Genomic DNA, 22,810 nt, shown 5'->3' on the forward strand with positions numbered 1-22,810 from the left:
CCAGCGTCCCCGTACCACCCGTCACCAGCACCGTCCCCGCCGGATCCGGCACACCACCCCCCACCGGAACCGAGGCCCGGACCAGACGCGGCACCACCGCGCCCCCGGCACGCCACGCCACCTGCGGTTCGCCGGACGCGAGCGCGTCGGCCACCAGCGCGGCGGGCGCCGCCGAGCCGTCGGTGTCCACCAGGACGATCCGGCCGGGGTGTTCGAGCTGTGCGGTGCGGGCCAGGCCCCAGACGGCGGCGGCCACCGGGTCCCCGGCCGCGTTCGCCGTCAGGACGGCGAGCGGGCGGGCGGAGTCGCCGGACAGGTGCTCCTGGATCCCGGCGAGCGCGGCACCGGCCAGGACGCGGGCCGCCTGCGGCGCCGGCAGTCCCTCGGGAGCGCGGGTCAGGTCGAGCACGTCCTCCTCGGCCGCGCGGTCCGCCGCCCTCGGGAGGTCGGTCGGCGTCCAGTCGACCCGGTACAGGTGCTCGGCGGCGGCGTCCCGGGTGGCGGAGAGCCGCTCGGGTGCCACCGGCCGCAGGACCAGCGCCCCGACGGCGCCGACGGGCCGGCCGGCCGGGTCGGTCAGCGCGAAGGACACGCTGTCCGGACCCTCCCGGCGGGCGTGCACCCGCAGCGCGGTGGCTCCCGAGGCGAACAGGGCGACGTCGTTCCAGGCGAACGGCAGCAGCACCTCCCCCGGGCCGGCCACCGGCGCCGCGCCCAGGTTGGCGGACTGCAGGGCGGCGTCCAGCAGGGCCGGGTGCAGCCCGAACCTCCCGGCGGAGTCGGCCAGTTCGTCCGGCAGCGCGACCTCGGCGAACACCTCCTCGCCGGACCGCCAGGCGGCCCGCAGGCCGCGGAAGGCGTCGCCGTACTCGTAGCCGGCCTCCGCCAGCCGCTCGTAGAAACCGTCCACCGAGACCGGCTCCGCGCCGGCCGGCGGCCACGCCTCGTAGCCGAACTCCGGTGCGGCCTCGGCCGCGAGGAAGCCGGTGGCGTGCCTGGTCCAGGCGCCGCCCTCGGCGTCCTCGGGACGCGAGTGCACGTGGACGGCCCGGCGGTCGTCGTCGGCGGCCGGGTCGACCGTGACACGGACCTGGAGACCGCCGCGCCCGGGCAGGATCCCCGGCGCCTCGACGACCAGTTCCTCCAGACGGCCGAGGCCGGTCCGCTCCCCCGCCCGGAGGGCGAGTTCGAGGAAGGCCGCACCGGGCAGCAGGACCGTCCCGGAGACGGCGTGGCCGGCCAGCCACGGGTGCGTCCGGGTGGCCAGGCGGCCGGTGAACACCGCTCCCCCGTCGGGCAGTTCGACCAGGGTTCCGAGCAGCGGATGCTCGGCCGCGGCGACGCCGAAGGCCGTGACGTCACCGGTGGAGGCGACGGGTTCGAGCCAGAAGCGCTGGTGCTGGAAGGGGTAGGTCGGCAGTTCGGAGGGGCGGACGGTGCCGGCTCCGGCGAAGGCCGGGGACCAGTCGACGGGCAGGCCGTGGACGTGGAGCTCGGCGGCGGCCAGCAGGACACGGTCCCAGCCCCCGTCCTCACGGCGCAGGGTCCCGGTGACCACCGTCGGCGCCTGCACGGCCTCCTCCAGCGCCTCCACGATCCCGTGGGCGAGGACGGGATGGGCACTGACCTCGACGAACGCCCGGAAGCCCTCCACCGCCAGGGTCTCGACCGCCTCGGCGAAACGGACCGTCCGCCGCAGATTGCGGTACCAGTACCCGGCGTCCAGCTCCGGACCCTCCAGCCACCGGTTCTCCACCGTCGACAGGAACGGAACCGCCGCGGACTGCGGCTTCACGGAACCCAGCAGCTCCGCGAGTTCGGCCTCGATCGACTCCACGTGCGAGGTGTGGGACGCGTAGTCCACGGCGATGCGCCGCACCCGCACGCCCCTCGCCTCGTACGAGGCGACAAGGTCGTCCAGCCCCGCCGGATCACCGGCGACGACGACCGACGACGGACCGTTGACCGCCGCCACCTCGACGCCGTCGGGCAGGGCTCCGCTCACCTCGGCGAGCGACAGTCCGATCGACACCATCCCACCGCGGCCGGCCAGGCCCCGCGCGATGGCCTGCGACCGCAGCGCCACCACCGCGGCGGCGTCGTCCAGCGAGAGGATCCCCGCGACGTGCGCCGCCGCGATCTCGCCCTGGGAGTGACCGACCACCGCGTCGGGGACGACGCCCAGCGACGCCCAGAGGCGCGCAAGGCCGACGTTCACCGCGAACGACACCGGCTGCACCACGTCCACCCGCTCCAGCGACGCAGCACCCGGAACCTGGTTCACCACATCCAGCAACGACCAGTCGACATAAGGCTTCAGCGCCTCAGCGGCCTCCTCCAGAGCCCGCGCGAACACCTCCGACTCCGCGAACAGCCGACGCCCCATCCCCGCCCACTGCGAACCCTGACCCGGGAACACGAACACCGACCGACCGGCCACCTCCGCCCGGCCCGACACCAGCCCGGCCCCGGCCTCACCACCGGCCAGCGCCCGCAACCCACCCAGCACCTGCTCCCGGTCGGCCGCCACCACCACCGCCCGCTCGGGGAACCGGGTGCGCCCGGTGACGAGGGCGCGGGCGGTGGCGGCGAGGTCCGGCGACGGCTGCCCCTCCGCATGGGCCGCCAGCCGCGCGGCCTGCGCCCGCAGGGCCGCCTCCGAGGCGCCGGAGAGCACCCAGGGAACCGCTCCGGCCCCGGTGACCGCGTCGGCCGCCCCGGCGGCCTCGCCCTCGGCGGGGTCGCCGCCGACGGCAGCCGCGGCCGGCTCCGCCTGCTCCAGGATGACGTGCGCGTTGGTGCCGCTCACGCCGAACGCCGAGACGCCGGCCCGGCGCGGGCGCCCGGCCTCCGGCCAGTCGCGCTGCTCGGTGAGCAGGGCGATGCCGCCCGAGGACCAGTCGATGTGCGAGGAGGGCGCGTCGATGTGCAGGCTCCTCGGCAGCACACCGTGCCGCAGCGCCTCCACCATCTTGATCACCCCGGCCGCACCGGCCGCCGCCTGGGTGTGCCCGATGTTGGACTTCACCGACCCCAGCCAGAGCGGCTGTTCGGCCGGACGGCCCTTGCCGTACGTGGCCAGCAGGGCGTGCGCCTCGATCGGGTCGCCCAGCGGGGTGCCGGTGCCGTGCGCCTCGACGGCGTCGACGTCGGCCGCCGTCAGCCGGGCGTTGGCCAGCGCGGCCCGGATGACCCGCTCCTGCGAGGGGCCGTTCGGGGCGGTAAGGCCGTTGGACGCGCCGTCCTGGTTGACCGCCGAACCCCGGACCACGGCCAGCACCTCGTGCCCCAGCCGCCGGGCGTCCGACAGCCGCTCCAGCAGCAGCAGGCCCACGCCCTCGGACATGCCGAACCCGTCGGCGGCGTCGGCGAAGGCCTTGCTCCGGCCGTCGGCGGCGAGGCCGCGCTGGCGGGAGAAGCCGACCAGGCCCTCCAGGGTGGACATCACCGAGGCGCCGCCGGCCAGGGCCAGGGTGCACTCGCCGGCGCGCAGCGCCTGGGCCGCCAGGTGGAGGGCGACCAGCGAGGACGAGCAGGCGGTGTCGACGGTGATCGCCGGCCCCTCCAGGCCGAGGGCGTAGGAGAGGCGGCCGGAGAGCACGCTGCCCGCGTTGCCGGTGACCAGGTATCCCTCGTCGGCCGCGCCGCCGGTGCCCTGGGTGCCGTAGTCCTGGCCGTGGGTCCCGATGAAGACGCCGGTCGGGGTGGAGCGCAGGGCGGTGGGGTCGAGACCGGCCCGTTCCAGGGTCTCCCAGGCGACCTCCAGCAGCAGCCGCTGCTGCGGGTCCATCGCCAGCGCCTCGCGGGGGTTGATGCCGAAGAAGGCGGCGTCGAAGTCGGCGATGCCGGGCAGGAACCCGCCGCCGCGCACATAGGTGCGGCCGGGGGCGTCGGGGTCGGGGTCGTAGCTGCCGTCGAGGTCCCAGCCGCGGTCGGTGGGAAGGCCGGTGACGGCGTCGCCGCCGGCGGCGACGAAGCGCCAGAGGTCCTCGCCGGAGTCCAGGCCGCCGGGGAAGCGGCAGCCGACGGCGACGATGGCGATCGGTTCGTCCCCGGTGCCGGCCGCCGGGGCCGCGGGCACGGCGGGGGCGGCGGGAGCCGGTTCCCCGCCGCCGAGTTCGGTCGCGAGGTGTGCGGCGAGGGCCTTGGGCGTCGGGTAGTTGAAGACCAGGGTCGCGGGCAGGCGCAGGCCGGTGGCGGTGCCGAGGGCGTTGCGCAGTTCGACGGCGGTGAGCGAGTCGATGCCGAGTTCCTTGAACGCCTTGTCGACGTCCAGCGCCCCGGCCGTGCCGTGGCCGAGGACGGCGGCGGCGGTGTCGCGGACCAGGGTGGTCAGCAGCTCGTCGCGGTCGGCGGCGGAGAGTCCGGCCAGCCGCCGGGCGAGGGTGTCCGCGCCGTCGGCGGCGGAGCGGGCGGCGGCCCGTCGCAGGGTGCGGGTCGCGCGGGCGGCGGGGGCCAGGTCGCGCAGCAGCGGCGGGAGGTCCCCGGCCCGGACGCCCGTGACGTCGAGCCGGATCGGCACCACGGCCGGCGGGCCGCCGGTGAGCGCGGCGTCGAGGAGGGCGAGGCCCTGCTCGGCGGAGAGCGGGCGGGTGCCGACCCGGGCCATCCGGGCGAGGTCGGTGTCGCTCAGCCGGCCGCCCATGCCGGCGGCCTCGGCCCACAGACCCCAGGCGAGCGACACTGCGGGCAGTCCGAGCGCGCGCCGGTGGATGGCCAGGCCGTCCAGGAAGGCGTTGCCGGCCGCGTAGTTGCCCTGGCCGGAGCCGCCGAGGACGCCGGAGGCGGAGGAGTAGAGCGCGAAGACGGCGAGGCCGAGGTCCGCGGTCAGCTCGTGGAGGTGCCAGGCGGCGTCGACCTTCGGGCGCAGCACGCCGTGCCACTTGGTGTCGTCCAGGGCCTCGATGACACCGTCGTCGACGATCCCGGCGACGTGGACGACGCCGGTCAGCCGGTCGGCGACGGTGTCGACGACGGCGGCCAGGGCCGCGCGGTCGGCGGTGTCGACGGCCTCGGCGCGGACCACGGTGCCGTGGGCGGCGAGTTCGTCGAGCAGGTCGGCGGGGACGGCGGAGCGGGAGAGCAGGACGAGTTCCGCCGCGCCGTGGACGGCCGCGAGGTGGCGGGCCACCAACCGGCCCAGGCCGCCGTTGGCGCCGGTGACCAGGACGGTGCCGCCGGCGAGCGGGGACGGCGTGCCGTCCGCGGGGGCGGGCCCGGCGGCCGGGCGGCGCAGCCGGGCGACGAGCAGCCGTCCGTCGCGCAGCGCCAGCTGCGGTTCCTCGCCGTCCGTGGCGGCGACGGCCCGGGCGGCAGCCCCGGCCTCGGCGGCCGGGTCCTCGGCCTCGACCAGGACGAAGCGGCCGGGGTTCTCGGACTGGGCGGTGCGGACCAGGCCGCGGACGGGCTCCTGGACGAGTTCGCCGCGCCGGGTGACGACGACGAGCCGGGAGCCGGCGGTCCGCTCGTCGGCCAGCCAGGCCTGGAGGGCCCGCAGGACGTCGTGGCCGACGGCGTGGGCGCGCTCGGGCACGGTGTCGGTGGGCGCGCCGGTGCCGGCGGGCAGCACGACGAGGGCCGGCGGTGCGGTGTCCCCGGTCAGGTCGGCGTGGAGCGTCCAGTCGGCGGGCGCTTCGGCGGCCTCGGGGGCGGGGACCCAGTCGACCTCGAACAGGGCCGCGTCGTCGGCCGGGCCCGCGGTGAGTCCGCGCGGGTCGACCGGCCGCACGGTGAGCGCCTCGACGTCGACGACGGGGGCGCCGGTGTCGTCGGCGGCCCGGATGGTCAGGGTGTCGGGTCCGGCGGGGGTGACGACCACGCGCAGCGCCTCGGCCCCGGTGGCGTGCAGGCGCACGCCGGACCAGGAGAAGGCGAGCCGGGGCACGTCGGCGCCGGGGAAGAAGCCGGCCTCGCCGAGCGGGTGCAGGGCGGCGTCCAGCAGGGCCGGGTGCAGTCCGTAGGCGGCGGCGTCGGAGGTGGTGGCGGGGAGGCGGAGCTGGGCGAGGAGGCGGCCGTCGGCGACCCAGGCGGCCTCGACGGCGTGGAACGCGGGGCCGTAGTCGACGGTGAGCCGGTCGTAGAGGCCGTCGAGGTCGAGCGGGCGGGCGCCGGCGGGCGGCCAGACCGACAGTTCCGGGGCGGCGGCGGGCTCCGGGCCCCCGGGGGCGAGCGTTCCGGTGGCGTTGGTGTTCCAGGGCAGGCCGGGGCCGGTGCGGGTGAGCAGCCGGACGGCACGGCGGCCGTCCTCGGCCTCGCCGACGTGGACCTGGAGGTCGAGGCCGCCGCCGTCGGGGACGACGAGCGGAGCGGAGACGGTCAGTTCCTCGACGGTGGGCGCGCCGAGCCGGTGGCCGACGTGGGCGAGGGCGTCGAGCAGCGCGGTGCCGGGCAGCAGGGTCGCGCCGCCGACCCGGTGGTCGGCGAGCCAGGGCAGGGTGTGTTCGCCGATCCGGCCGGTGAAGACGGCGCCGTCCTCGGTGCCGAGGAGCAGTTCGGTCTCCAGCAGCGGGTGACCGGCCCGGTCGAGGCCCGCGGCGGTGAGGTCGCCGGCGGCGCGGCCCGGCCGGAGCCAGTAGCGCTCGCGCTGGAAGGGGTAGGTCGGCAGTTCGGAGGGGCGGACGGTGCCGGCTCCGGCGAAGGCCGGGGACCAGTCGACGGGCAGGCCGTGGACGTGGAGCTCGGCGGCGGCCAGCAGGACACGGTCCCAGCCGCCGTCCTCACGGCGCAGGGTCCCGGTGACCACCGTCGGCGCCTGCACGGCCTCCTCCAGCGCCTCCACGATCCCGTGGGCGAGGACGGGATGGGCACTGACCTCCACGAACGCCCGGAAGCCCTCCACCGCCAGGGTCTCGACCGCCTCGGCGAAACGGACCGTCCGCCGCAGATTGCGGTACCAGTACCCGGCGTCCAGCTCCGGACCCTCCAGCCACCGGTTCTCCACCGTCGACAGGAACGGAACCGCCGCAGGCTGAGGCTTCACGGAACCCAGCAGCTCCGCGAGTTCGGCCTCGATCGACTCCACATGGGCGGTGTGGGACGCGTAGTCGACGGGGATCCGGCGAACCCTGGCCCCGCCCTCCTCGAAGACGGCCACGACGGCGTCGAGCCCGGCCGGGTCACCGGCGACGACCACCGAGGAGGGGCCGTTGACGGCCGCCACCTCGACGCCGTCGGGCAGGGCTCCGCCCACCTCGGCGAGCGGCAGTCCGATCGACACCATCCCACCACGGCCGGCCAGACCCCGCGCGATGGCCTGCGACCGCAGCGCCACCACCGCGGCCGCATCGTCCAGCGAAAGGATCCCCGCGACGTGCGCCGCCGCGATCTCCCCCTGCGAATGACCCACCACCGCGTCGGGGACGACACCCAACGACGCCCACAACCGCGCCAGACCCACGTTCACCGCGAACGACACCGGCTGCACCACATCCACCCGCTCCAGCGACGCAGCACCCGGAACCTGGTTCACCACATCCAGCAACGACCAGTCGACATACGGCTTCAACGCCTCAGCGGCCTCCTCCAGAGCCCGCGCGAACACCGCCGACTCCGCGAACAGCCGACGCCCCATCCCCGCCCACTGCGAACCCTGACCCGGGAACACGAACACCGACCGACCGGCCACCTCCGCCCGGCCCGACACCAGCCCGGCCCCGGCCTCACCACCGGCCAGCGCCCGCAACCCACCCAGCACCTGCTCCCGGTCGGCCGCCACCACCACCGCCCGCCGTTCCAGCGCGGCCCGGGAGCCGGCGAGCGTCCGGGCGACGGCCGCCGCCTCGGCGCCGGGCCGGTCGCCGGTGAACTCCGCGAGCCGCCCGGCCTGTTCGCGCAGCGCCTCGGGGGAACGGGCGGACAGAAGCCAGGGCACGGGGGCGCCGGAGCCGGCGTCGAGCTCCCCGTCGAGTCCGGCGGCGACCGGACCGGCGGCGGGCCCCTGGGCGGGGGCCTGTTCGAGGACGACGTGGGCGTTGGTGCCGCTGACCCCGAAGGAGGAGACGGCGGCCCGGCGCGGCCGGTCGACCTCCGGCCAGGCCCGCTCCTCGGTGAGCAGGGCGACCGCGCCGGATTCCCAGTCGACCCGGGAGCTGGGCGCGTCGATGTGCAGGCTCCTCGGCAGCACGCCGTGCCGCAGCGCCTCCACCATCTTGATCACCCCGGCGACGCCGGCCGCCGCCTGGGCGTGGCCGATGTTGGACTTCAACGAGCCCAGCCAGAGCGGCTGTTCGGCCGGACGGCCCTGACCGTAGGTGGCCAGCACGGCCTGCGCCTCGATCGGGTCGCCCAGGGACGTCCCCGTCCCGTGCCCCTCCACGGCGTCGACGTCGGCCGTGGTCAGTCCGGCGTCGGCGAGCGCGGCGAGGATCACCCGCTCCTGCGAGGGGCCGTTCGGGGCGGTGAGGCCGTTGGACGCACCGTCCTGGTTGACCGCCGAACCCCGGACCACCGCCAGCACCTCGTGCCCCAGCCGCCGCGCGTCCGACAGCCGCTCCAGCAGCACCAGGCCGACACCCTCGGACCAGGCGGTGCCGTCCGCGGCGTCCGCGTAGGCGCGGGCCCGGCCGTCGGCGGAGAGCGCGCGCTGGCGGGAGAACTCGACGAAGGAGGTGGGCCGGGCCATGATCGCGGCGCCGCCGGCCAGGGCGAGCGTGCACTCGCCGTCGCGCAGCGCCTGGGCGGCGAGGTGCAGCGCCACCAGGGAGGAGGAGCAGGCGGTGTCCACCGTCACCGACGGGCCTTCGAGGCCGAGGGTGTAGGAGATGCGGCCGGAGGCGACGGAGCCGGCGTTGCCGGTGCCGAGGTAGCCCTCCAGGCCGTCCGGGACCTCGGCGAGGTCGGTGGCGTAGTCGTGGTACATCAGGCCCGCGTAGACGCCGACCGGCTGCCCCTTCAGCGAGGTCGGGTCGATGCCCGCCCGCTCCAGCAGCTCCCAGGAGGTCTCCAGCAGCAGCCGCTGCTGCGGGTCCGTCGCCAGCGCCTCGCGCGGGGAGATGCCGAAGAAGGCCGCGTCGAACTCGCCGGCGTCGTGCAGGAATCCGCCGTGGCGGGCGTAGGAGGTGCCGGGGACGGCCGGGTCCGGGTCGTAGAGGGCGTCGAGGTCCCAGCCGCGGTCGCGGGGGAAGGGCGTGATCGCGTCGGTGCCCTCGGCGACCAGCCGCCACAGGTCGGCCGGGGAGGCGACGCCGCCGGGCAGCCGGCAGGCGGCGCCGACGATGACGATCGGGTCCTCGCCGGGCGGCACCGGGCGCGGTACGGGCGCGGGCCGGGCGGCGGCCGGACGGCCGGTCAGCACGGTGAGCAGGAAGGCCGCGACGGCCTTCGGGGTGGGGTGGTCGAAGGCGAGGGTGGCGGGCAGCCGCAGGCCGGTGGCGGCGGTGAGGCGCCCGCGCAGCTCGACGGCGGTGGCGGAGGTGAAGCCGAGGTCCTTGAACGGGCCGTCGGGGCGGATCGGGTCGGGGCCGTCGCCGGCCAGCCCGCCGGTCTCCGCGAGGACGAGGTCGAGGAGGTCCCGCTGCCGGTCGGCGGCGGAGCGGCCGGAGAGGCGGCGGCGCAGCGCGGCGGCGGTCGCGGTGTCGGGGGCGCTCGGGCCGGCCGGGGTGTCGATGAGGTCGCGCAGCAGGGCCGGGACGTCCTGCGGGGCGAGCGCGTCCAGCCCCTCGGGGTCGAGCCGGAGCAGCAGCAGGGAGGTGTGCTCGGCCAGGTGCGCGGCGTCGAACGCGGCGGCGCTCTCCTGGGCGGTGAGCCGGCCGAGGCCGGGCGGCACCGGGCGGCCGTCGCCGTCGGCGGGGCCGGTGATCAGGGCGAGGCCGGGCAGGCCGTGCCGGCTGCGGTGGTGGGCGAGCGCGTCGAGGAAGGCCGCGGCCGCGGCCTCCCCGGGGGCGCCGGGGGTGCCGAGCGGGCCCACCGTGGGGGTGTGCACCACGAAGGCGGACAGCTCGGTGCCCGCGGTCAGTTCGTGCAGGTTGACGGCGGCGGCGAGGGCGGCGCCGAGGCCGGGAAAGGCAGCGCCGGGGGTGTGCACGACGGCGTTGAAGCGCACGCCCGGGGTGGCCAGCCAGCCGGCCAGGGCCTCACGGTCGGCGAGGTCGAGCGCGGTGAGGGTGGTCTCGGCGCCGGCCGCGCTGAGCCGTTCGGCGAGGGCGGCGGCGGTCCGGTCGGCGGCGCCGTGGGGGCTGGTGAGCAGGATGCGGCGCACCCCGCGGCCGGCGACCAGGTGGTGGGCGACGGCGGCGGCGGCCGGCCCGTCCGCACCGGTGACCAGGACGGCCCGGCGGGGGTCGAAGCGGGCCCCGGGCTCGCCGTGGGCGAGCGCGGCGGACACCCGGGCGGCGCGCGGGCGCAGCGCCACGCCGGAGCGGACGACCAGCTCGGGCTCGCCGGAGGCGACGGCGGTGGCCAGGGCGTCGGCGGCGTTCTCCCCGGCGTCGAGGTCGACCAGCAGGAAGCGGCCGGGGTTGGCCACCCGGGCGGCGCGGACCACGCCGCGCAGGGCGGCCTGGACGAGGTCGGTGGCACCGCCGGGGCCGGCGGCGCCCCGGGTGACGACGGCCAGCACGGTGTCGGCGAGCCGCTCCTCGGCGAGCCAGGCGGTCAGCTGCCCGTCGAGGGCGCGCACGGCGTCCTCGACGTCGGCGGCGAGCGGGCCGGGGGTGCGCAGGCCGGCGCCGACGCCGAGCACGGCGGCGTCGGGCAGCGGGCCGGCGGCGGCCAGCGCGGCGGGGTCGGGGTGGGCGGCGGCGCCGAGCGCGTCGGCGAGGCCGAAGACGTCCGCGCCGAGCACGGCCCAGGTACCGGCGGCGGGGCGGGCGCCGGGGACGGAGGAGAGCGGCAGCCAGTCGACCCGGAAGAGGTGCTCGTAGTGGCTGCCGCCGGCGGCCCGCAGCCGGGCGGGCGCGTCGAGCAGCACGTGCCGGGTGATCTTGCCGGAGGCGGTGCGCGGGATGCGCTCGGTCTCGTACAGCTCCTCGGGGACCTTGAAGTAGGAGAGCCGTTCCCGGCAGGCGGCCAGCAGGGCCTCCGGGTCGAGGCCGCCGGGGCCGGGCACCAGGAACGCCACCGGCACCTCGCCGAGCACCTCGTGGGGCTTGCCGACGACGGCGACGTCCGCGACGCCGGGCACCCCGCGCAGCACCTCCTCGACCTCGGCCGGGTGGATGTTCTCGCCGCCGCGGATGATGAGTTCCTTGATCCGGCCGGTGATGGTGAAGTAGCCGGAGCCGTCCCGCCGGGCGAGGTCGCCGGTGTGGTACCAGCCGCCGCGCAGCGCCTGCTCGGTGGCCTCGGGCTGGTTGTGGTAGCCGAGCATCACGCTCGGGCCGCGCACCCAGACCTCGCCCTCCTCGCCGTCGGCGGCGTCCAGGCCGGTCCCGACGTCGACGAGGCGCACGCCCAGGCCGGGCACGGGCAGGCCGCAGGAGCCCTCGACGCGGGCGCCGGTGGGCCAGTTGACGGTGATCGAGCCGCAGGTCTCGGTGGAGCCGTAGGCGTCGATGAGCGGCGCGCCGAACGCCTCCTCGAAGGAACGGCGCAGCGCGGCGGTCGTCATCGCGCCGCCGACCAGGCACATCCGCAGCGCCGGGGCGGTGAAGCCGTCCTCGCGGGCGGCGCGGACCAGCTGCTGGTACATGGTCGGCACGCCGGCCAGGAAGGTCGCGGACTCCTCGCGGACGGCCTCCAGGACGTCCTGCGCGGCGAACCCGTCGAGGATGCGGGCGGTGGCGCCGACGGCGGTGACGCTCAGCACGCAGGCGATGTGGGAGAGGCTGTGGAACAGCGGCAGCGGCCAGACCACCCGGTCCTCGGCGGTCAGCCCGGGCACCGGCACGTAGCAGGCGGCGACCGACCAGAGGCAGTTGCGCTGGGTGGACAGCACGCCCTTGGGGCGGCCGGTGGTGCCGGAGGTGTAGAGCATCCAGGCGGGGTCGTCCAGCCCGAGGTCGTCGCGCGCGGGGGTCGCGGGGGCGGTGGTGGCGAGGGTCTCGAAGGAGAGGGTGCCGGCCGGGGCGGGGCCCTCTCCGGTGACGATCACCCGCAGGTCGGCCCGGCCGCGCGCGAGGGCGTCCAGGCCGGCGGCGCGGGCGGCGTCGGTGATGACGAAGCGGGCACCGCTGTCGTCCAGGAGGTGGGTGAGCTCGGCCTCGGTGGCGTGCGGGTTGAGCGGGACGGCGATCGCACCGGCACGCAGGATGCCGAAGTAGCTCTCGACCACCTCGACGCTGTTGCCGAGCAGGATGGCCGCCCGGTCGCCGGGCTGGAGGCGCAGGTCGGCGAGGTGGCCGGCGATCCGGCCGGTGCGGGCGTGCAGCTCGCCGTAGGTCACGCCGCGGACGGCGTCGCGGAACGCGGTCCTGTCCGAGCTGTCGCGGGCGTGCTCGGCCAGCAGTTCGGGCAGCGGCCGGATCAGCTCGGTGCGCAACATGCCGTCACTTCCTTGGGTCGGATCGGGTCGGATCGGATCGGTCGCCGGGTGGGCGCATTCCTTTTCCGCCGGGTGGGGCCGGGCGGTGGCGGAACGCGAATTCCTTTTCCGGGCGGGATTTTCGCGGTGCGGGGCCGGCGCATTGCCGGGCGGACTTTCCGGGGCGGCCGTACGCGAATTCCCGCCGGTCACAGTCTCGTGCGGGACGGGCTCGGGGCCGCCCCTATCCGACCCCCTATACGGGCCCTAACCGCGGCGGAGGGGCGGGACGCGGCGGGACGGCGGGCGAGGCCGGCGGGCCGGACCGTCGCGGTCCGCCCCCGGCCCTGCCCGGCCCGCACCTCCGGCGCACCCCCTGCGCCCCGCCCCCGTCTCCGCCGCCGGGAACGGCAGCGCCCCGCCGGGCGTGGGTCCGGCGGGGCGGTGCGGGAGGGTGGGCGGACCGGCGCGGGCCGGTGGGGCGGCCGGCCGGTCGGGGCTCGGGGGCGGTGCACCGGGACCGGTGCGCCGCGGTCGGTGCACCGCGGTCAGTGCACCGGGACGGGCTCGGGCAGCAGGGCGAGCAGGTCGAGCAGGTCACCGGGCCGGCGCAGCACCGCGTCGGGCCGCTCGGCGAGCAGCGCCGGCTCGTCGGTCTCGCCCCACAGCGCGGCGATCGCGCCGACCCCGGCGCCCCGGGCGCTCGCCAGGTCGGTGACGGCGTCGCCGACCATGGCGGTCCGCCCGGCCGGCACGTCGAGCAGTTCCAGGGCGCGCAGCACGATGTCGGGCGCGGGCTTGGCCCGGGGCACCTCGTCGGAGCCGAGCACGTGGTCGAAGTGGTGCAGCAGGCCGAGCTGGTCGAGCAGCGAGCGGGCCCGGGGGCCGCTCTTGCCGGTGGCCACGGCCAGCCGGACACCACGCCGGTTGAGCTCGACGAGCAGCTCCCGCACCCCGGCGTGCACGGTGACCTGGTGGGCGAGCCGGTAGCTCTCCCGGACGAAGGGCTCTTCGAGGGCGAGCGGCAGCCCCATGATCCGCATGATGTCCGGGAAGTAGCGGCCCAGGTGGCGGCAGTACTCCTCGAACGGCGGCCTGCCGTCGCCGACCACCTCCTCGTACGCGGTCAGGAACGCCCGGCGCATCACGTCGAAGCTGTCGACGATGACGCCGTCCAGGTCGAAGACGACGGCGCGCAGCGGGGAGAACGCGGCGAGCGCGCGGCCGTCGGGCGCGGTGGTCGGGGCGGTGGCTGCGGGCGGTTCGATCGGCATGGGATCTCCATGGGACGGGGGGCGGCCCGGACGGGTGACCGGGCCTGACGCCCCGGGGGCCGGCGAGGTGGGGCACGGCCTCCGGGGCCGGGGCGCGGGGCCGCCCGGGTGGTTCCGCCGCCCGGTGCGGAGCGGCGGGGACACCGGGGACGGCGGTCAGACGGCGAGGGCCGCGGCCTCGTCGGCCAGCCGCGTACGCGGGGCGCGGGCGGCCTCGTAGAGGCGCTCGATGACCGAGATGGTGTGGTGGGCGCGGTTCACGGCCGCGCCGCGCGAGGCCGGGTCGGCGAGCAGACCGGGCAGGATGTCGAGCTGGCGCACGTACTCGGTGCCGACGCTCTCCGCGGGCAGCGGGACGTCGGTGGTGACGCCGTCGCGGGTCCGGGTGAGGCGCGGGACGCGGCGGTTGGGGCTGAAGCCAAAGGTGCACTCCAGGGTCGCGGAGCCGGTGGCGCCCTCCACGGTGATCCGGGTGGTGTCGACGGGTTCGTGGGAGGCCCAGCTGGCCCGGACCGCCACCGAGACTCCGGTGTCGGTGACCAGGAAGCCGCGGGCGGTGTCCTCGACGTCGCCCGCGCCGTCCGGCCCCCCGGTGCCGCGCCAGCCGGCGCCGCGCGCGCCGTCGTTGACGAAGTCGGCGGAGAGCGAGCCGAGCACCGAGGGGAAGCGGACGTCGCCGCCGAGCACGGCCTGCGCCGTGTCCAGCAGGTGCCAGCCGAGGTCGACCAGCGCACCGCCCCCGGAGAGCCGGCGGCTGGTGAACCACCCGCCGGCGTCGGGGACCCCGCTCGCGCGGACCCAGGCGAGGTCGACGTGGCGGATCGGGCCGAGCTCCTCCGTGAGCGCGGTCAGGGCGGCGACGTCCGGCCGGTAGCGGGCGGCGCTGCCCGCCAGCAGGACGGCCCCGCCGGCGCGCTCGGCGGCGGCCAGCCGGTCCGCCTCGGCGGCGCTGAGGCAGACCGGCTTCTCCAGGAACACCGGGATGCCGCGGGCGAGCAGGCGCTCGGCGACGGGGGTGTGCAGGTGGTTCGGCACCGCGACGACCGCGAGGTCGGTGCCGGGGCCGAGCAGGTCGGCGTCGGCGAGGAGTTCGGCGCCGGCCGGCACGTGCTCCGCCGCGCCGGGGCCGGGCTCCACCACGGCGGTGACCCGGTAGGCCGGGTGTGCCGTCAGACGGGGCAGCCAGATGCTGCGGCCCGCCCAGCCGAGGCCGACGACGGCCACCCGCACCGGGGCGTCCGGCCCCCGCCCGGCCGTGCTCACCCGCGCGTTCACACCGCGGCCAGGGCGTCGGCGACGATCTGGGCGGTGTCCTCGATCGCCTGCTCGCTCGCGAGCAGGGTGCGGTGGTGCAGCCAGATGCCGTCGGCGGTGAGGGCCTCGCTGTTGGGGCAGGCCTTCGCCAGCTCGTCGACGGTGCTGTCGGGCGCGGCCGACTCCCAGAAGCCGTCCGAGCGGTAGATCGCGCGGAAGACCACGAAGGCGGGCAGGCCGCGCGCGATCAGGTCGTCCACCAGGGCGTTGCGCCGCTCCTCGCCGAGGCCGGGCACCCGGAACATCGCCATGTAGTGCGGCACGCGGTCGGCGCGCTCGTCGTGGCCCTGCGGGACCACGCCGGGGATCTCGGTCAGCAGGCCCTTGAGCAGCTTCGCGCGCTCCTCGCGGACGGCGATCTGGCCGTCCAGGCGGGCCAGCTGGGCGCGCAGCACGCTCGCGGAGAACTCGTTGAGCCGGAAGTTGGACCCGGAGGTCTGGTGGTAGTACTTCCGGTCCGTCGGCGGCCGGCCGCAGCTGTGCCGCAGGAACGCCTCGTCGTACTGGGCGGTCTCGGGGAAGGTGACGGCGCCGCCCTCGCCGGCCGTCATCAGCTTGCCGTTCTGGAAGCTGAACGCGGCGATCGAGCCGAGCTCGCCGACCCGGCGGCCGTTCCAGCGGGCGCCGTGGGCGTGCGCGGCGTCCTGCACGATCGACACGCCGGAGTCGGCGGCGAGCTTGTCGAGGGCGTCCAGGTCGGCGATCTGGCCGGCGATGTGGACGGGCATGATCGCCCGGGTCCGCGGGGTGATCGCGGCGGCGGCGGCCTCGGGGCTCAGGTTGTAGGTGTCGATGTCGATGTCGACCGGCACCGCGGTGGCGCCGAGCCGCTGGGCGGCCTGGGAGGAGGAGATGAAGGTGAAGGCGGGCACGATGACCTCGGTGCCCGGGCCGACACCGAGCAGCTGGAGGGCGATCTCCAGGGCGTGGGTGCCGTTGGTGACGGCGAGCGCCTTCGGGGCGCCGTGGTAGTCGGCGAACTCCTGCTCGAACGTCTCGACCTCCTTGCCACCCATCCGCCACCACTGGCCCTGCTCCAGGGCCCTGAGCAGTCCTTCGCGCTCGGTCTCGTCGTACTGCGGCCAGACCGGGAACTCCGGGGCCGGACGTCCTTGGGCACTCATAATTCCGCGCAGCCTTTCCTGTCGGGGGGACCGTGGAACGGCACGCTAACCCAGGAAATGCGGCCCGTCACCTCCCCTACGCACCCCCCTACAACGCCCTTGTCCTGCATCCCGGGGGGCCGTCCGGGGGTTCTTCCGGGGCCCTCGCTGCTATAACCGGAATATGAGCGAACTGCTATTGCTGAATGGCCCCAATCTGGGGATTCTCGGCCGCCGCGAACCGGAGGTCTACGGCACCGACACCCTGGCGGACATCGAGGCGGCGGTGGCCGCGGAGGTGGCCGGCCGGGGCTGGAAGGTGGTCTCCGTCCAGCGGGAGTCCGAGGGTCAGCTGATCGAGGCGGTGCACGACGCCTGGGACGGCTCGGTCGGGGCGATCGTGAACCCGGGCGCGCTGATGATCGCGGGCTGGGGCCTGCGCGACGCGCTGGCCGCCTACCCGCGGCCGTTCGTCGAGGTGCACCTGTCCAACGTCTGGGCGCGCGAGTCCTTCCGGCACGAGTCGGTGCTGGCACCGCTCGCCTCCGGCGTGATCGTCGGCCTCGGCGCGCTCGGCTACCGGCTCGCCGCGCAGGCGCTGCTGGCGAAGGTGCCGGCGTCCTGATGGGCTTCGCGACGGCGGGCACCGCGACGACGGGCGCGACGACGACGGCCCCTGCGGCGACGGGCCGCGCAGCGGCGGGCGGCACCGCGGCGGGCCACCGGACGGCGGGCGGCGGCACCGCGCAGGCCCCGACGGCCGCCCGGGGCGTGCTCGGCATCGACATCGGCGGCACCAAGGTGGCGCTGCGCGCCGAGGAGGGCCCGGCCGGCGGGCCGGTCCGCACCGAGGAGGCCGTGCTGCGCTGGCCCGGTGCCCGGATCGCCGGCGCCTACGCCGACTGGACGGCGCTGGCCGGCACGGTCGCCGACCTGCGCGAGCGCTGGGACGGCGACTTCGCGGCGGTCGGCGTGGCCGTGCCCGCGACCCTCGGCCCCGACGGGCGGGTGCTCGCCTGGCCGGGCCGGCCCGGCTGGCGCGGCTTCGACCTCGTCCCGGCCCTGCGGCGGCTCTTCCCCGACGCCGCGGTGGCCTGGGCGGACGACGGCGACCTCGCCGCGCTCGCCGAGGCGGTGAACGCCGGGTGCGGGCACCTGGTCTACCTGGGCGTCGGGACGGGCGTCGGCGGCGGCGCCGTGCACGGCGGCGCGCCGCTGCCGGGCCCGGGCCGCGGCTCCTTCGAGGCGGGTCACGTGATCGTCGACCGCCGGGGCCCGGTCTGCGACTGCGGGCGCCGCGGCTGCCTCCAGGCCGTCGCCTCCGGTCCGGCGACGCTGCGGCGCGCGGAGCTGCTGCGCGGCGCGCCGGTCGAGTACGCGGAGCTGCGGACCGGACTGGCCGAGGGCGCGCCGTGGGCGGAGCAGGCCGTCGAGGAGACCTGCTCCGCGCTGGCGGCGGCGGTGGTCTCGCTCGGCGAGCTGTTCCACCCCGAACTGACCGTGCTGGGCGGCGGGTTCGCCGAGGGGCTGCCCGGCTTCACCGCCCGGGTGGCGGCCCGCACGGCCGCGCTGGCCCGCCCGGGCGGGCCGGTGCCCGCGATCCGGCCCGCCGTGCTCGGCGGGCTGTCCTCCCTGCACGGCGCCCTCGCGCTGGCACGCCTGCAGCCCCTGCCCTGAACCCCGCCCGGCTGCGGGCGCACCGCATCACGCATCACCGCACCGCGCCGCACCACCCCGCACCACCCCGCACCGAATCATCTGCACCGAACCACCCGTACCGACCGGCCACGACCGTACCGACCAGCCCTGGGAGCCGAGTTGACCACGACAGAAACCCCCGTCCGCACGGACGGCGGGCTGCGGCGCATCGACGTGGAACTGGGCGAGCGCGGCTACCCGGTGCTGATCGGCCCCGGCGCCCGCCACCGGCTGGCCGGGGTGCTCGCCGGGATCGGCGCCCGCCGGGTCGCGGTGGTGAGCGCCCGGCCCGCCGAGTGGCTGCCCGACACCGGGCTCGACACCCTGGTGGTGGAGGCGAAGGACGGCGAGGAGGGCAAGTCCCTCGCCTGGGTCGCCGAACTGTGCAGCCGCTTCACCGCGTTCGGCCTGGGCCGGGCGGATGCCGTGGTCTCCTGCGGCGGCGGCACCACCACCGACGCGGTCGGGCTCGCCGCCGCGCTGTACCACCGGGGGGTGCCCGTGGTGCACCTGCCCACCTCGCTGCTGGCCCAGGTCGACGCGAGCGTCGGCGGCAAGACGGCGGTCAACCTCCCGGAGGGCAAGAACCTGGTCGGCGCCTACTGGCAGCCCTCCGCCGTCCTCTGCGACACCGACTACCTCAGCACCCTCCCGCCGCGCGAACGCGTCAACGGCTACGGGGAGATCGCCCGCTGCCACTTCATCGGCGCCGGGGACCTCCGGCACCTGCCGCTGCCCGAGCAGATCGCCGCGAGCGTCGCCCGCAAGGCCGCCGTGGTGGCCGCCGACGAGCGCGACGCCGGGTTGCGGCACATCCTCAACTACGGCCACACCCTGGGCCACGCGCTGGAACGCGCCACCGACTTCCGGCTGCGGCACGGCGAGGCGGTCGGCGTCGGCACGGTCTTCGCCGGCCTGCTGGCGGGCGCGCTCGGCCGGATCGGCCCCGGGCGGGTCGCCGAGCACCACGAGGTGGTCGCCCACTACGGCCTGCCGACCGCGCTGCCGGCCGGGGTCGGCACCGGGGCGCTGATCGCCCTGATGCGGCTGGACAAGAAGGCCGTCGACGGTCTCTCCTTCGTGCTGGACGGCCCGCTCGGCGCCGAACTCGTCCGCGACGTGCCCGAGGCGGTGGTCGCCCGCACGCTGGACGCCATGCCGCGCGCCGCCGCCGGGGAGGTCTGAGATGACCCCGGCCCCCGAAGCGGCCCGCCCCGGCCCACCGGTCGTCGGCCCGCCGATCGCAGCACCGTCGGTCCCGGGCCCGCCGATCTCGGGCCGCACCCGCCTGTACGCGGTGCTCGGCGACCCGATCGCGCAGGCCAAGGCGCCCGCGCTGCTCAACCCGCTGTTCGCGGCGAGCGGCGTCGACGCCGTGCTCGTTCCCGTGCACGCCCCGGCGGACCGGCTGGACGAGGTCGTCCGCGGGCTGAAGGCCGTCGCCAACCTGGACGGTTTGCTGGTGACCGTCCCGCACAAGCTGGCGATGTGCGGGCACGCCGACGAACTCAGCCCCGCCGCGGCCCTGCTGGGCAGCACCAACGCGCTGCGCCGCGAGCCGGACGGCCGCTGGTACGGCGACAACTTCGACGGCACGGGGTTCGTCCGCGGCCTGGCCGCCGAGGGCCGTCACCCCGCCGGGCAGCGGGTGGCGCTGGCCGGCGCCGGGGGCGCGGGGCTCGCCATCGCCGCCGCACTGCTCACCGAGGGGGCCGCCGCGCTCACCGTCACCGACCCCGACCAGGGTCGGGTGGACGCCCTGCTGGAACGGCTCGGCACCCACTGGCCCGGCCGGGTGACCGCCGCCCCGGGCCCGCCGGCCGACACCGACCTCGCGGTCAACGCCACACCGCTCGGCCTCGACCCGGCCGACCCGCTCCCCTTCGACCCCGCCCTGCTGCCGCCCGGCGCCCTGGTCGCCGACATCATCATGACGCCCGCCGAGACCCCGCTGCTGCGCGCCGCCGCCGCCCTGGGCCGTGCCACCCACCCCGGCATCCACATGCTCACCCGGCAGCTGCCGCTCTACCGGTCCTTCTTCCGCCTCCCGGCCTGACCCGCCCCGGCCCGACCCAGCGGGGCGGGGCGGGGGCGGTCACCGCGACCGGCGCCGTCCCGGTGTCATCGCGGTGGGGCGAAGGCGAGGGCCCGGGCCGGGTTGTCGACCATGATCGCGTGCAGGGTCTCCTGCGCCACTCCCAGGCGGCGCAGCGCCGGCAGGAAGTGGCGCGGGATGTAGTCGAAGCCCTGGCCGCCGTACTTCTTCAGCTGGATCTTCTGGCAGACGTCGTGGCCCAGGACGATCTGCCCCGCATAGCCGCGTTCGACCAGGTCCGCGACGCCCCGCGCGGTCCGGTGGTCGCTCATGAGGACGAGGTGTCCCCAGGGGCTGCCGGGCGAGGCCAGGAAGTCGAACTCGACGAAGACGCCGCGGGCGAGCAGGCGTTCGGCGTAGCCGGGGTCGCCGAGCACCTCCGCGGCGTGGCCCAGCACGATGTTGGACGGGTCGACGCCCTCCTCCTCCAGGATGTCCAGCACCCGGAACTTCTCCTCCCCGACGCCCCCGACGTGGAAGGTCACCGGGGCGCCCGTGATACGGCTCGCCCGGCCGCTGGCGCGCACGCTCAGCAGTTCGGCGTCGGTCAGCGGCGCGTTCTCCGCGCCGACCTCGCCGATGACGCCGGAGCGCACCTCCGTGCCGTCGGCACCGAGCACGATGTCGCGCACGATCGCGTCGGCGAGTTCGTCGACGCTGCGGCTGCCGAGGTCCGCGGGGTGGAAGACGGGGGTGTACCAGCCGCCGCCCATGACGACGTGCAGCCCGCTCTCCCGGGACAGCCGCAGCAGGGCCCGCGGGTCCCGGCCCAGGCCCCGCGGGGAGACCTCGACGATGGTGGACCCACCGGCCCGGGCGAAGGCCGTCACCTCCGCGAGCATCTCCTCCGGGTCCGCCAGCACGTCGTTGTCGGCGTTCGGCGCGCCGTGGCGGGTGCGGGCGAGGTTGGCGAGGGCGAGCGGTTCGGCGGCCTCGGGGGCGTCCTCGCCGGGCCGGCCGGCGCCGGGCGGACGCCGCAGGTCGACGAAGAGGTGCTCGTGCATGAGGGTGCTGCCGAGCACCGAGGGGTCGACCGGCCCGGCGACGGTGAGCACCCGGCCGGCGAGGTCCGGGATCTCGAAGGGGTAGCGGCTCACGAGTCTGTCCTCCGGGCCGGGATGGTGAGGAACCGGCGGGGGTTGCGCACGGTGAGGGTCTCCACGAGGGCGTCGTCGGCGCCGGTCATCCGCAGGAAGGGCACGAACTGGCCCAGCACGAAGCCGTATCCGCCGCCACCGCCGGCGAGCAGGTGCGATCGGGCGTGGGCGCCCTGCGACAGCAGCAGCCGCCCGGCGTGCCCGCGGCGCGCGAGTTCGAGCACGGCGGCGGCGACGTCCTGGTCGTCGTGGACGCTGTGCACCGAGGGCAGCCGGCCGAGCCGGTCGAACTGCACGAACACCCCGCGGGCGAGCAGCGGTTCGAGGTCGTCGGGCCGGGGCGCGAGGGTGTCGCAGCCGCCCACGGCGATCCGTGCGGGCTCCGCGCCCTCCTCCTCCAGCAGGTCGAGGACGCGCTGCTGGGTCCCGGCACCGGCGGAGCGGGTGAGCGCCACCGGCGCGCCCGTCGCCGCCGACGCCCGGGCCGCGGCGACCAGGACGGCGCGTTCGGCGGGGTCGGCCGGGTCGAGTGCGGCCGTCAGCGCGACCAGGCCGGCCCGGACGCCGTCGACGCCCTCGCCGAGGTCCCGGAGGAACTCCTCGGTCAGGGCGCCGGCCCCGGGGGGCGCGCCGTCCGGTGCGGGGCGGTGGCGCCCGGTGGCCATCACGACGTGCAGGCCGGTCGCGGCGGCGACCGCCCGCAGCCCCGCCGGGTCACGGCCCAGGTCGGGCGGTGTGGCGTCGACCACCGTGCCGCCACCGGCGCGGCGGAAGGCGTCGGCCTCGGCGACGGCCGACGCGCGGTCGTCCAGCAGCAGGTCGGCCCGGTTGGGGACCCCCAGGGCGAGGTCGCCGAGCAGGTCCATGCCGAAGGGGGCCCGGTAGAACGCGGGCCGGTGGAGCGGGTGGCGGCTCAGCTCGGCGTCGGAGGGTGCGAAGTCGCCCAGCAGGTGTTCCCGGGGCAGCACGGAGCCGAGGGCCTGCGGCGCGACCTCACCGGCGACGGTGACCGCCACGTCGTGCGGCGCCGGATCGGCGGGATCGAATGTGGACACGCGGCGCAGCCTAGCGAATGAGATAGCGAATCGTATAGCTTTTGCGCCCACTTCCCCGCGTTCCAACCCGCTCCGCCCCGCCTCGCCGCGCTCCGCCGGCGGCCTCCCCCCCCCCCCCCCCCCGCACCCCGGCGCGAGCACCGGCCAGTCACCCGTCCAACAGGTGACGTTTCGGCCGCCGGTCACACGTGTTTGACCGGTTCCGCCCTCCCCCGCGCCCGATCACCCGTGCCAGGCTCTGCTGCCACCGGCCACCACCGGCCGCCGCGGGGCCCCTCGGCCCCGCCCGTCACAGACCCGGGAAGAGGTGGATCGCATGATCACCCAGAGGACGGCACCCAGGACCACCCGCGGGGCCGCGCCCCGCACCGCACTCCGCGCCGCGGCAGCCGCCGCGACCCTCACCGCCGCCGTCGCCACGACCCTGCTCGGCCTCGGCACCGGCGCGGCGCAGGCCGCCGGATGGCCCCCGCTGCACGAGGGCGCGTACCTGTACACCGGCACCGGCGGCACCGGGGCGGTGACCACCGTCGACCTGCGCGACCTCGGCACCTGCCACGCGCTCCCGCGGGCGGTCCGCTCCGTCCAGGTCGCCGACGGCTCCGCGTCCGTGGTGCTGTACACCGGCGCCGGCTGCACCGGCGGCCACCCGTGGGCGACCGGCTCGCTGGCCCAGTCCGACCTCCCGGCGGCGGCGCTGAGCTACCGGGTGGTCCCCGCCTGACGCCCCCGCACCACCCTCCCGCCGTGGTCCGTCCGGGCAGCACCGCCCGGACC

The 22,810-nt window shown here is 76.9% G+C and carries 11 protein-coding genes; 5 read left to right on the forward strand and 6 right to left on the reverse strand.

Translation table 11 applies throughout. From position 1 onward, the window contains the following. The 4 genes from ACFCX4_RS18870 to ACFCX4_RS18885 all read right to left on the reverse strand — a co-directional run. Positions 1-12,418 (reverse strand): SDR family NAD(P)-dependent oxidoreductase (locus tag ACFCX4_RS18870; RefSeq protein WP_376143772.1); only part of this gene is annotated, 12,418 nt, incomplete at its 3' end. A gap of 527 nt (positions 12,419-12,945) precedes the next feature. Then, positions 12,946-13,671: an HAD-IA family hydrolase gene (locus tag ACFCX4_RS18875; protein ID WP_376143774.1), complete on the reverse strand. Its 726-nt coding sequence runs from the start codon at positions 13,669-13,671 to the stop codon at positions 12,946-12,948. 156 nt (positions 13,672-13,827) lie between these two features. Then, positions 13,828-14,934: a Gfo/Idh/MocA family protein gene (locus ACFCX4_RS18880; RefSeq protein WP_376143776.1), complete on the reverse strand. Its 1,107-nt coding sequence runs from the start codon at positions 14,932-14,934 to the stop codon at positions 13,828-13,830. Between the two features lie 8 nt (positions 14,935-14,942). Further along, positions 14,943-16,109 carry a DegT/DnrJ/EryC1/StrS family aminotransferase gene (locus ACFCX4_RS18885; RefSeq protein ID WP_376143778.1) on the reverse strand — a complete coding sequence of 389 codons (1,167 nt, stop codon included), beginning with the start codon at positions 16,107-16,109 and terminating at the stop codon, positions 14,943-14,945. A 163-nt stretch (positions 16,110-16,272) separates the two neighbouring features. Here ACFCX4_RS18885 and ACFCX4_RS18890 point away from each other — a divergent pair, with 163 nt between their 5' ends. The 4 genes from ACFCX4_RS18890 (at position 16,273) to ACFCX4_RS18905 (ending at position 19,842) form a co-directional block, all read left to right on the forward strand. Then, positions 16,273-16,713 (forward strand): type II 3-dehydroquinate dehydratase, encoded by a 441-nt coding sequence (locus ACFCX4_RS18890; protein ID WP_376143780.1) that lies wholly within the window; start codon positions 16,273-16,275, stop codon positions 16,711-16,713. Next, positions 16,713-17,765, forward strand: coding sequence for an ROK family protein (locus tag ACFCX4_RS18895; RefSeq protein WP_376143781.1), 1,053 nt, complete (start codon positions 16,713-16,715; stop codon positions 17,763-17,765). The genes ACFCX4_RS18890 and ACFCX4_RS18895 overlap by 1 nt, the downstream gene beginning before the upstream one ends. A gap of 141 nt (positions 17,766-17,906) precedes the next feature. Next, positions 17,907-18,971: a 3-dehydroquinate synthase family protein gene (locus ACFCX4_RS18900; protein ID WP_376143783.1), complete on the forward strand. Its 1,065-nt coding sequence runs from the start codon at positions 17,907-17,909 to the stop codon at positions 18,969-18,971. 1 nt (position 18,972) lies between these two features. Beyond that, positions 18,973-19,842 carry a shikimate dehydrogenase family protein gene (locus ACFCX4_RS18905; RefSeq protein WP_376143785.1) on the forward strand — a complete coding sequence of 290 codons (870 nt, stop codon included), beginning with the start codon at positions 18,973-18,975 and terminating at the stop codon, positions 19,840-19,842. A gap of 65 nt (positions 19,843-19,907) precedes the next feature. Here ACFCX4_RS18905 and ACFCX4_RS18910 read toward each other — a convergent pair whose 3' ends face one another. Both ACFCX4_RS18910 and ACFCX4_RS18915 read right to left on the reverse strand, forming a co-directional pair. Beyond that, positions 19,908-20,978, reverse strand: a complete 1,071-nt coding sequence (locus ACFCX4_RS18910) for a phosphotriesterase (RefSeq protein WP_376143787.1) — start codon at positions 20,976-20,978, stop codon at positions 19,908-19,910. Next, positions 20,975-22,033, reverse strand: a complete 1,059-nt coding sequence (locus ACFCX4_RS18915) for a phosphotriesterase (protein ID WP_376143789.1) — start codon at positions 22,031-22,033, stop codon at positions 20,975-20,977. The genes ACFCX4_RS18910 and ACFCX4_RS18915 overlap by 4 nt, the downstream gene beginning before the upstream one ends. Positions 22,034-22,349: 316 nt before the next feature. On the opposite strand from ACFCX4_RS18915, the gene ACFCX4_RS18920 reads away from it, so the two are divergent. Next, positions 22,350-22,757, forward strand: coding sequence for a hypothetical protein (locus ACFCX4_RS18920; protein ID WP_376143791.1), 408 nt, complete (start codon positions 22,350-22,352; stop codon positions 22,755-22,757). Positions 22,758-22,810: the final 53 nt, after the last annotated feature.

It is taken from the genome of Kitasatospora sp. NPDC056327 (assembly GCF_042261735.1).
Classification (GTDB): Bacteria; Actinomycetota; Actinomycetes; order Streptomycetales; family Streptomycetaceae; genus Kitasatospora.

Bases quoted from the DNA above. Each gene is read 5' to 3' on its own strand.
- ACFCX4_RS18895 (WP_376143781.1), top strand. From the start codon at position 16,713: ATGGGCTTCGCGACGGCGGGCACCGCGACGACGGGCGCGACGACGACG.
- ACFCX4_RS18905 (WP_376143785.1), top strand. From the start codon at position 18,973: ATGACCCCGGCCCCCGAAGCGGCCCGCCCCGGCCCACCGGTCGTCGGC.
- ACFCX4_RS18885 (WP_376143778.1), bottom strand. From the start codon at position 16,109: ATGAGTGCCCAAGGACGTCCGGCCCCGGAGTTCCCGGTCTGGCCGCAG.
- ACFCX4_RS18920 (WP_376143791.1), top strand. From the start codon at position 22,350: ATGATCACCCAGAGGACGGCACCCAGGACCACCCGCGGGGCCGCGCCC.
- ACFCX4_RS18890 (WP_376143780.1), top strand. From the start codon at position 16,273: ATGAGCGAACTGCTATTGCTGAATGGCCCCAATCTGGGGATTCTCGGC.
- ACFCX4_RS18875 (WP_376143774.1), bottom strand. From the start codon at position 13,671: ATGCCGATCGAACCGCCCGCAGCCACCGCCCCGACCACCGCGCCCGAC.